1 protein-coding gene is annotated in these 3,545 nt (G+C 42.0%); it reads left to right on the top strand.

The window, feature by feature from the left end; all coding sequences use genetic code 11:
- The first annotated feature begins 162 nt into the window (after positions 1 to 162).
- Positions 163 to 3,438, top strand: coding sequence for a TonB-dependent receptor (locus WHS63_RS13100; RefSeq protein ID WP_445205504.1), 3,276 nt, complete (start codon positions 163 to 165; stop codon positions 3,436 to 3,438).
- Positions 3,439 to 3,545: the final 107 nt, after the last annotated feature.

Genomic DNA, 3,545 nt, shown 5'->3' with positions numbered 1-3,545 from the left:
AAATCCTTGAGGTTATTACTGCTCCATGAAACAATTTGTTTCAAACGTTTGCGGGGGTTTAACAATTTGTTAATGTTTTTAAAGCAATAGTTTTGATTGTTATTCTCTATTTTTGATACATAAATGTACTGCTAAATCAACTAACAACTAAATCCAAAGCCTATGTTTAAACAATTACGTAACTTACTACTTACCGTTGGCATTGTGTTTACAGCACTAATGGCTAACGGTCAGGGTGTAACCACTGCAAACATGAGCGGTAGGGTTACTGATCAGAACGGAGGTACTCTTCCGGGTGCTACAATAGTTGCCGTTCATGTACCTTCCGGTACAACCTATGGTACTACAACTGGTACTAATGGGGTTTACTTTATGCCATCGATGAGGGTTGGTGGTCCGTACAAGGTTACCATCAGCTTTGTTGGATACAAGGATGCCGTGTACGATGATGTTTACCTAAACCTTGGTACAACATTCAACCTTGATGCTCAACTTTCAGAGTCTCAAATTGAACTTCAGGAGGTTGTTGTTACAGGTGTAAGGAGTAACGTATTCAGCTCTGACCGTACTGGTGCAGCAACAAGTATTACTGGGGAGTATATTGCTGCCTTACCAACCATTAACCGTTCAATTAACGATTTCACAAAACTCACTCCACAAGCCAGTGGCCGTTCGTTTGTAGGTCAGGATGCAAGATTAAACAACATCACCATCGACGGTTCAATTTTCAATAATAGCTTTGGTTTAGCTGACCAACCTGGTGGCAGAACAGGTACTGCTCCCATTTCGCTTGATGCCATTGAAGAAATTCAAGTATCAATTGCTCCTTTTGACGTTCGTCAGGCGGGGTTCGTTGGTGCAGGTGTAAACGCTGTTACCAAGAGCGGTACTAACGATTTTTCCGGGGCCGCTTTTTACACAGTTCGTAATCAGAGCTGGATAGGCGATAAGGCGTATGGTGTTGATGTAACATCGCAAGACTTCAATGTTGCTCAATACGGATTCCGCCTAGGAGGACCTATTATTAAGAACAAACTCTTCTTTTTTGTAAACGGTGAGTTTGAAACCGATTCACGTCCTGCAACTTCGTACAGAGCCAATTTGGGTGGCGAAACAGTTGGAGGAAATGTCACCCGCGTTCTAAAAAGCGATTTGGATAACCTTAGTACCTTCCTTAAGGATAACTTCAATTACGAAACTGGGCCTTACCAGGGGTATAACAATGAAATGAAGGGTAACAAGTTTTTGGTTAAGTTAGATTATAACATCAGCAACAACCACAAGTTTAGTATACGTTACAACTGGCTCGATTCCCAAACCGATGTGCTTTGTAGTAACAGTTCATCGTTAGGATTTGGGAACCGTAGAACCAGTACTCAGGCCCTTAATTACCAGAACTCTAACTATATTCAGAAAGAAATTATCCACTCAGTGATTGGTGAGTTGAATTCAACCTTTGGGCGTTTCTCCAACAACCTGATTTTTGGTTATACCTACCAGAATGAGGATAGGGGTTCGCGTGGCGATTTCTTCCCACTGGTTGAGATTCAAAACGCTTCTACTACATACATCACATTTGGTTTTGAGCCTTTTACACCAAGCAACCAGTTGAGCTACAAAACTTACCAGTTGCAAAACAACTTAACTTACTTTGCAGGTAATCATACTTTAACTGCTGGTTTTAACATTGAACGATTCTCGTTCCGCAATGTTTTCTTCCCAGGTTCACAAAGTATTTATGTTTACAGCAGCCTTGCAGATTGGTATACCGATGCTAATGGTTACCTTACTGATCCCAACCGAACTGTTAGCCCAGTTACATTAAGAAGGTTTCAGTTAAGGTATTCTGCTTTGCCTGGTGGTGCAGAGCCTGTACAACCAACACGTGTAACTTATGCCGGTGCATATATTCAGGATCAGTTTACTCCGCTTAAAGGCTTAAAGATCACCGCTGGTATCCGTGTCGATGTACCTATTTTTGATAACACAGGTTTCAAGAACGAGACCGTTGCCGGACAAACCTTTATTGACAGGAAAGGTCAGCCCTATAAGATAAACACTGATAAGCTGCCCGATCCAAAGCTCCTTTACTCACCTAGGTTAGGATTTAACTACGACGTTACCGGCGATCGCAAGATTCAGCTACGTGGAGGTACAGGTTTATTCACAGGTCGTCCTGCTTTCGTATGGATTTCGAATCAGATTGGTAACAATGGTGTGTTAACCGGGTTTATCCAAACTGATAACACCACTGCCTATCCTTTCAATCCAGATCCCAAGCATTACATTCCTGCTACCCCAACTCTACCCTCGTCGTACGAGCTTGCAATTACCGATCCCGACTTTAAATTCCCCCAAACCTGGAGAACCAATCTTGCTGCTGACCTTAAGTTACCTTTCGGTTTCTTGAGTACCTTAGAGTTTATCTATAACCAGGAGGTTAACGGTATTGGATACTTCAATGCTAACCTGCCGCTTTCTAACAATGTTGTTTACAGACCCGGTGGTGTTATTGAACGCCCTCGCTATACATCTACCCGTATTAACAGCAATGTTGTAAATGCAGTAACTCTTGACAATTCAAATAATGGTTATGGCTACTCGTTGGCAGCTAGTCTTGAGAAACCTTTTGCAAATGGTTTCTTTGTAAAGGCTGCCTATAACTTTGGAGTATCAAAGAATACTGTTGACCCAGGTTCAATTGCAGCTGGTTCATACAATAACAACTTGATTTACTGGGATCCCAATAATGCCCCCTTGGCCTTCTCAAGCAACGACCAGCGCCACCGCTTCATCCTTGCAGCATCCTACAAACTTGAGTATAAGAAGTTTGGTTCAACTCAAATTGGCTTCTTCCTTGAAGGACGTAACCAAGGTAGAACTAGTTACATCTATTCCAATGATTTAAATGGTGATGGCAATACTAATGACCTCATTTACATCCACAAGGATGCTTCCGAAATGAACTTTGTTAATTATGACCCCGATGGTACTGGCCCAGCTCCAACCTATACAGCTGCTGAGCAAGTAGCTGACTGGGAAGCTTATATCAAGCAGGATGAGTACCTAAATGCTAATCGTGGTAAATTCGCTGAACGTAACGGCGTTGTATATCCATGGGTTTGGAGTGCCGACCTAAATATTACCCAGGAGTTTTACATTTACACTGGCGGTAAGCGTAATGTGCTACAGTTCACCATGAACATTATTAATGTAACCAACCTTATTAACAGCGATTGGGGTGTAGGTTGGGTAATTAATAATAACAGGCCTATCCGTGTTGTAAGTGGTTCCGCAAACCCTGCTACTTACCGCTTAAATACTCTTGGTGTTAAAACCGATGGTACTATTGTAAAGATTACTGATACCTTCAGCCACTCAGCCTCAATAGGTGATGTTTGGTCGGCTCAGTTTGGTATCCGCTACATCTTTAACTAATCAAAAAGATTTTATTAAAATTCTCCAAAATGAGGGCGAAGGCAACTTCGCCCTCTTTTCTTTTCCGCATTTTATCAGGCTCTGCGGTTTAATGTGTTGAGTCTCAG

The organism is Tenuifilum sp., assembly GCF_037481895.1.
Lineage (GTDB): Bacteria > Bacteroidota > Bacteroidia > Bacteroidales > Tenuifilaceae > Tenuifilum > Tenuifilum osseticum.
Note: the sequence above shows the minus strand (reverse complement) of the source record. Positions and strands in the feature narration are given on the sequence as shown.

Excerpts from the sequence above, each read along its gene's own strand:
- WHS63_RS13100 (WP_445205504.1), top strand. The coding sequence starts at position 163 with ATGTTTAAACAATTACGTAACTTACTACTTACCGTTGGCATTGTGTTT.